The 7,420-nt window shown below is 37.9% G+C and carries 8 protein-coding genes; all 8 read right to left on the bottom strand.

The annotated features are described in order from the left end of the window. Positions 1–78: 78 nt before the first annotated feature. Complete coding sequence (pseC, locus tag IEX65_RS12675) at positions 79–1,227, bottom strand: UDP-4-amino-4,6-dideoxy-N-acetyl-beta-L-altrosamine transaminase (RefSeq protein ID WP_188766436.1); 1,149 nt, start codon at positions 1,225–1,227, stop codon at positions 79–81. Positions 1,228–1,236: 9 nt separating this feature from the next. Then, the gene (gene pseB, locus IEX65_RS12670) at positions 1,237–2,256 is read right to left on the bottom strand and encodes a UDP-N-acetylglucosamine 4,6-dehydratase (inverting) (protein WP_188766435.1); all 1,020 of its coding nucleotides are present in this window, start codon (positions 2,254–2,256) and stop codon (positions 1,237–1,239) included. A gap of 174 nt (positions 2,257–2,430) precedes the next feature. Next, positions 2,431–3,846 (bottom strand): MBL fold metallo-hydrolase, encoded by a 1,416-nt coding sequence (locus IEX65_RS12665; protein WP_188766434.1) that lies wholly within the window; start codon positions 3,844–3,846, stop codon positions 2,431–2,433. Positions 3,847–4,129: 283 nt separating this feature from the next. Beyond that, the gene (locus tag IEX65_RS12660) at positions 4,130–4,417 is read right to left on the bottom strand and encodes a DUF983 domain-containing protein (protein WP_229250648.1); all 288 of its coding nucleotides are present in this window, start codon (positions 4,415–4,417) and stop codon (positions 4,130–4,132) included. 235 nt (positions 4,418–4,652) lie between these two features. After that, a complete protein-coding gene (locus tag IEX65_RS12655) occupies positions 4,653–4,868 on the bottom strand; it encodes a hypothetical protein (RefSeq protein ID WP_188766432.1) in 216 nt (71 codons plus the stop codon). A gap of 6 nt (positions 4,869–4,874) precedes the next feature. Further along, the gene (locus IEX65_RS12650; protein WP_188766431.1) at positions 4,875–5,756 is read right to left on the bottom strand and encodes an AraC family transcriptional regulator; all 882 of its coding nucleotides are present in this window, start codon (positions 5,754–5,756) and stop codon (positions 4,875–4,877) included. A gap of 13 nt (positions 5,757–5,769) precedes the next feature. Beyond that, on the bottom strand, positions 5,770–6,816 hold the full coding sequence (locus IEX65_RS12645) for a c-type cytochrome (protein WP_188766430.1): 1,047 nt from the start codon (positions 6,814–6,816) through the stop codon (positions 5,770–5,772). 105 nt (positions 6,817–6,921) lie between these two features. Next, complete coding sequence (locus tag IEX65_RS12640; RefSeq protein ID WP_188766429.1) at positions 6,922–7,419, bottom strand: DUF6691 family protein; 498 nt, start codon at positions 7,417–7,419, stop codon at positions 6,922–6,924. Between the last annotated feature and the right edge of the window lies 1 nt (position 7,420).

The raw sequence follows: 7,420 nt of genomic DNA, 5'->3' as shown, positions 1-7,420 counted from the left end.
AAAGGACAACTCCATTTCGCCTTAATAGGGTTCAACCCTACTTCGCTCGGCATATGCAACGTCTCTACAGAAATAATTTTATTGCACAAAACCCAGTATTTCCGAAATAACAAATTCTTGTTCTTCTAACGTAAGCGTCGGGTACATCGGAATACTCAAGCAATGTTCATAATACTTTTCAGCATTCGGAAAATCGCCTGCTTTACTTCCGAGTCCTTTATAATAGGGCATTAAATGCACAGGAATATAGTGTACTTGACTGAAAATCTGTTTCGTTCTCAAATAATCATATAATCCTTTGCGGTCTTCAATCTGAATCACATACAAGTGATACGCATGACTTACATGAGCTGGTGGAATGATAGTTTTTACATTTGTACCAGCAAACGCTTCATCATAACGTTTAGCAATTGCTTGACGTTTTTCGAGACCTTCATCAGCACGTTTTAGTTGAGAAATTCCTAAATTACAAAGTACATCGGGCATACGGTAATTATAGCCCAGTTCTTGCAATTCCATGTACCAACCACCGTGATTTTCTATCAAAGCGGAGTCGCCTTGATAAACCATTCCGTGCGAACGATATTGTTTGAGTTTTTTGTAAAGTTCTTCGTCGTTTGTTGTCACCATTCCTCCTTCACCAGTAGCAATGTGCTTCACTGGATGAAACGAAAAAATAGCTAAATCAGCCAATGAGCTATCTCCGCAACGATGATTTTTGCCAGAACTATCAATAAAACTACCACCTGGAGCATGACAAGCATCTTCCAAAACCCATAAGCCGTATTCGTCGGCCAGTTTTCTAAATGCTTCCAAATCAACGGGATAGCCCGCAAAATCAACAGGAATAATACCTTCAAAAGTACCTTTTGGGTGTTGTTCGAGTAAATTTCTTACCTTCTCAATATCCAATAAAACTGTTTCTGGATTAATATCGGCAAATACAACTTCACCGCCACAATAACGCACACAGTTGGCCGAGGCCGAGAAAGTGATAGGCGTAGTGATAACTTTTGAAGATGAATTAACTCCCAAAGCCATGCACGAAATATGCAAAGCGGCCGTACCATTGGCCACCGCTACGGCATATTTACAACCAATATATTTAGCAAAAGCCGCCTCAAATTCAGCAACTTTAGGCCCAGAGGTCAAAAACGGAGATTTTAGCGTTTCAATGACCGCAGCAATATCTTCGTCAGTAATATGTTGTTTTCCGTATGGAATCATTTTTTAGAATTATCTTGGCTGAAAATCAGCGTCAATGTGGGTTTTTATCTCTTCACGAATTTGCTCAACTGTTAGCCATTCGTTGTTTGTTCCCGAATTATATTTGAAACCTTCTTCAACAAACGATGCTCCGAAATGCTTCAAGTATTCTTCAGTATTCCAAATAGGTGAAAACGGCATGATTACGTAGTATTTTTTTGTCTCGATTGTGCTTAGCGAATCAGTTTCGGTAATCATTTCTTCGTGTAGTTTTTCACCTGGGCGGATACCAACTTTTGGGTGTTCGCAGTTTGGCCCGATTGCTTCAGCTACGTCTGTAATTCTGTACGAAGGAATTTTCGGTACATAAATTTCGCCACCCCAAGCATTTTCGAGAGCATAAAGTACCATTTCAACGCCATCTTCCAACGAAATGTTAAAGCGAGTCATACGTTCGTCGGTGATTGGTAACACGCCAGTTTTTGCTTTTTCTAAGAAAAATGGCATTACTGAACCGCGAGACCCAATCACATTACCGTATCTTACTACCGAAAATGTAATCTGACGGCTACCTCTCATATTGTTTGCTGCCACAAATAGTTTATCCGAGCAGAGTTTTGTAGCACCATAAAGGTTTATTGGAGCAGCTGCTTTGTCGGTAGATAAAGCTACAACTTTCTGAATATTATTGGCCAAAGCTGCGTTTATGACATTTTCTGCACCAAAAACATTGGTTTTGATGCACTCCATTGGGTTATATTCAGCCGCAGGAACTTGTTTCAAAGCCGCAGCATGAATGATGTAGTCGATACCTTCACAAGCACGCTTCAAACGCTCGCCGTCACGTACATCACCAATGAAAAAACGTATATTTGGATACTTATTTTGAGGGTAAGTTTGTTGCATTTCAAACTGTTTCAATTCGTCACGAGAATAAATCACTACTCGACGAACATCTGGGAAACGATTGAAAATAGTCTCGACTAATTTCTTACCAAAAGAACCCGTTCCACCTGTAATCAGAATTGCTTTGCCGTTTAAATCAAGCATTTGTATAATGTTTTATTATTTTTGGCGTAAAGTTACAAATTAAGTAGCCAATCGACAATAAACGCTATCGCTTAGTTTTTTACAGAATAGAAAATATGTATGAATGAAATACAAAATAGCCAGAAACACTTGAAATGACCAAGTACTACTGGCCATTGCTGAGGTATTTATCAACTACAAAAGTGTGCTTGGACAAACGTAAGCTGTTTTCGGGACATTGGTCTTTGAGATAGCAGTGAAGCCACCTCTGACATCCACAAAATTATCCCAGCCTCTTTGTTTCAAAATCGAAGCAGCAATCATGCTTCGATAGCCGCCAGCACAATGTAAAATAAACGCTTGGTTTTTTGGAATTTCGGCTAAATGTTCGTTAATGGCATTGAGAGGTATGTTCTTAGCTCCGATAATATGCTCAGAATCAAACTCACTTTTCTTTCTAACATCAAATATTATAGGTTGCTTGTTTTCGTAGGATGTCGCAAATTCTTCTGCCGAAATACGAGTGATAGTTTCAATATCTTTTCCTGCTTCTTTCCATGTTTTAAAACCGCCATTCAAAAATCCGATGGCGTGGTCGTATCCTACACGAGCCAATCGAGTGATGGTTTCTTCTTCTTTTCCTTCATCTGTTACAAGCAAGATTTCTTGATTAATATCAGGAATTAATTCTCCAACCCACATCGCAAAATTGCTATCCAGACCAATGTTTATGCTATTCGGGATAAATCCTGCGGCAAAATCATCAGTTTGACGGCTATCTAAAATCAATGCTTCGGTTTCGTTGGCAATTACTTCAAAATCATTTGCCGAAAGAGCTTTTTCACCTCTATCTAAAACCGTATCAATGCTTTCATAGCCTTTGATATTCATTAATACATTTTTTGGGAAATAAGCGGGGGGAGTAGTGAGTCCATTCAGCACCTCTTTTATAAATTCTTCTTTGGTCATATCAGCACGCAGTGCATAATTAAACCTTTTCTGATTATCGAGTGTATCGGTAGTCTCTTTGCTCATCATTTTTCCGCAAGCACTACCCGCACCGTGATTTGGATAAACAATCAAATCATCGGACAAAGGCATTATTTTGTTGCGAAGTGATTCAAAAAGATGTCCAGCGAGTTTCTCTTGGGTCAAATCTGCAATGACATGTTGGGCTAAATCTGGTCGACCAACATCACCAATGAAAAGAGTATCGCCAGTAATTAAGCCGTGTTCTTTGCCATTTTCATCAATGAGCAAATACGTTGTACTTTCCATTGTGTGGCCTGGGGTATGAATGGCTTTCACTTTGCAAGCACCTACTTCAAAAATCTGATTGTCTTCGGCGATAATTGCCTCAAATGCAGGTTTGGCGGTTGGTCCATAAACGATTTTTGCTCCAGTTTTTTGTGCTAAATCAAGGTGTCCACTCACAAAATCGGCATGAAAATGCGTTTCAAAGACATATTTGATTTTTGCACCATCTTTTTCTGCTCGATTAATGTATGGTTGCACCTCACGAAGAGGGTCGAAAATGGCAGCTTCTCCATTACTTTTAAGATAATATGCGGCGTGAGCCAAACAACCCGTATAAATTTGTTCGATTTTCATTGTTTTACTATTTTTCGGATGATTAAATGATAATATTTTCATATAGATAGAGAAAATAAACCATTTAGTGGCAACAATTTTTTACCCAAGATTCAAGTGTTTATGTTGAATTATTGAGTCAAAATTCGAGATAAATTGAGCGTAGAAAAATGAGCAAAATCATGTTCAATGATTTGTACTATAAATGCTGTAAAAAGTGCAGATAAAGCACTTAGTTTAGATATTTAGAGGTATTGATGAAAGAAAGAGGAAATTTAATAAGTAAATCTCCTCTTGAAAAAACTTATTTTGTTCCACGCTTTTCGGGTGCGTAGCTATTAAAGAAATTCAGCCATATTGTACGTGAAAGTCGATAATAAACTGGCATTAAGATAACAGTCAACGAAACATAAATAACCATAAGTAATGTGCCACTGATGTATTGGTCGAGTAAAATAAAATAAGCTACAACCGAAGTAACAAACAGGGCAATATTAAGCATATAACTCACGTACATAGCACCATAAAAGAAACCCATTTCTTTTTCATAGCGTAGGCCGCAATGCGGACAAGTTTCTTTAATAGCAGTCATTTTTTGATAGGGATTATGCGTTTCAAAAACGTCACCCTCGTGGCATCTTGGACATTTCATCGCAAAAATGCTATATAATCTTGAGCCTTTGCCAAACATATATTTATACTATTATTTACTTTTATGATTAATTGATAGCACAAATTTCGGTCGAAATATTTACTTTTTTGTAGGCTATTCTCATACTTTTGTAGTACTATTTACTTATTTTTATTTTAATAATACGTAAAAAGTACTATTTGCAAAATTTGATAATTAATGCTCTAAAAAGTAGTATAAACGGAAAGCCATGTTGCAATAAGTCGAACCAGTCGATTGGTTGCATACCCACCGCTCCACCTATGAGCCAACGGAGTTTGCCAACGATGTGAGGTTCTGGAACGAATGGTGCTAAGCCGAGAGTTAGACTTACAATCAACCACAATTTCCAGTTGTCGAGTGTTGTTTTCATAGGTATTTAAGGGCGATTAATTAAGCGAAATTGCTCAGGCGTTGAGCCAACTTCTTTTTTAAAAACTCTGATAAAATAAGAACAGTCGTCATATCCTAAATGATAGGCCATTTCGCAGACTGAAATAGAGGAGTGAAGTAATAAGCGTTTAGCTTCCAGCACAATTCTATCTCTAATAAGCTCGCCCGCTGTCCGTCCAACTGTTTTTGTGCAAATGGCGTTTAGATAATTGGGCGTAATATTTAGTTTATCGGCAAAATCTTTTACAGATTTATATTCTTTGAAATGCTTTTCGATGAGAAGTTCAAAACTTCTGATTTTTGAAACATTTAGTTCGGTACTATCGTCTTTGTAGAGTGGCTCATAAACCCTAATCGAATGAATCAAAATCATTTTCAGCAAAGATTTAATAAGTGTATCACGGTGGGGGAGATTGGCTTTAAATTCAGTAATAATTTCTTCAAAAAGATTTTCAATTCGCTGACTATCTTCTTCCGAAAACACTACCATTGGGGCATCATTGTGGCTATTATTGAAAAAAGGTAAGGCTTGCAGCGAAAGCCCCTTCTCGATAACCTCATAAAATTCTTTCTTGAAAAAAAGTGTATAACCGACGGTATCGGCACTCAAATACCACTCATGTACCTGCCCATCATTCATGAAAAACATTTGCTTTGGCTCAACTATAAATCTCTTAAAATCAATATCGTGTGTGCCGCTTCCTTGTTTGATATAAATTAGGTTAAAAAAGTCATGACGGTGCGGAAAATCTGCCGACGAAAGCGTTTTCACGTGGTCTTCTAACCGACGAATATCAAGCTTCATCAAGATGTTTTTATCGCACGAGTTAAGTTGCTCAATAGTTATGATTGGAATCGACTTTTGCATGAGTTTTTAGAAATTATTTCATTTTCTGAGCCTTCTTGAAATCATCAATTGGCTTAAACGGCCCGAATTTATGCTGTTCTTCTGAATAGTTGTCGGAGTATGGGCCGAATGGGTGGTCAATTGGTTTGCCAGAAACTTTTGGCCAATCTTTACTCAAATCTTTTGTTGGTCGAGGTCGAGAATTGATATAAGCGGCAATATCCCACGCTTCTTCGTCAGATAATTGAGGTTTTTCGTAGCTTACACCGTAAGGCATATTTGTTTTTATATAGCCAGCCAATCTTGAAAGGCGAAAAAGTCCCGCACCAATATTATAAGAATGTTCGCCCCAAAGTGGAGGATACGTATAGCCGAATCCTTCCGTATTTTTTACTCCTTCTCCATTTAGTCCGTGGCAGCTAACACATTTTTGTTCATAAGCAATTTGTCCTTTTGTGGGGTCAGCGGCTCGATTTAGATATTTTAGTTTCCAAATCCCAGTACCGTTTGGAATCGAATCTTTTGGCACTAATTGCCCTAAAAATTTTATATAACTCACCATTGCCCGCATTTCTCTGCTATTACTGTCAAGTCCTCTACCGTTTAAGCTGCGTTCCAGACAGTCATTTACTCGTTTCACTATACTTTCTTTTGACCCCGACCGCTCTCTGAATTTTGGGTAAGTTGAAGCGACTGCCCCATAATTATTGCCCCAAACCCGTGAACCCGCATCTAAATGACAATTTTGACAATTCATACCATTGGTTTGTTGAGCAACTTTTCCTTTTGGGCCTAAATAGTAAGCAGTATTGGCTATTAATTCTCGGCCATATTTTACAAGTTCAGGGTCTGGCTCATGTACTACGGCATCCATACTGATGAGCTTCCAAACTGGTTTTTCGGGTTTATATGGTTTCTTTTCAAAAGTTTTGGAAGCAGCATTTTCAGTTTTAGAATTGAAGATTCCTATGAAATAAAACATGGCAGCAATGACTAAAAACACAGAAGAACCAAGCAACCATACGATGATTTTTAGTAGGTTATTCAGACTCGTTCGAGACTTATTATCAATCTTTTTCATCAAAATGCTCATTTATGGCTAAAAAGGGCAATAAAAAAGAGGTTAGATTTACTGACCAATAAATTATCTAACCTCAATTTGTGTTAATTTACAAGACCTAAAACATCAATGGGGCAATTTGTTTTTGAATGCCCCATAGAGCCAAGTTCCTGCTACTGCACTGGCAAATGTCACCGTAATTGCTAAAAATCCACTACCGATTTGGGCAAATAGCGGGCCAGGGCAAGCACCTGTAATCGCCCAGCCGAGTCCAAAAATGAGTCCGCCGTAGATTTGTCCTTTATTGAAAGTTTTATTTGGAATCAAAACTGTTTCGCCCGATAAAGTCTTGATATTGAAACGCTTAATCAATTGAACTGAAATCATACCAACAACCACTGCCGTACCGATTACACCATACATGTGAAAGGATTGTAAGCGGAACATTTCCTGAATTCTAAACCATGAAATGATTTCGGCTTTTACAAAAACAATCCCGAAGATTGTTCCTACAATTAGGTATTTGAAATTACTGGCAAAGCTTTCCTTTTTTACTTGGTTGTTGGGAGCTTCGCACACAAATTCTTCAATAATAATATCTTCTACTTTATTAGCTTTTGTCATG

Source organism: Emticicia aquatilis, from assembly GCF_014644295.1.
GTDB lineage: Bacteria > Bacteroidota > Bacteroidia > Cytophagales > Spirosomataceae > Emticicia > Emticicia aquatilis.
The sequence above is the reverse complement of the archived record's forward strand: the minus strand, read 5'-3'. Positions and strand labels throughout refer to the sequence as shown.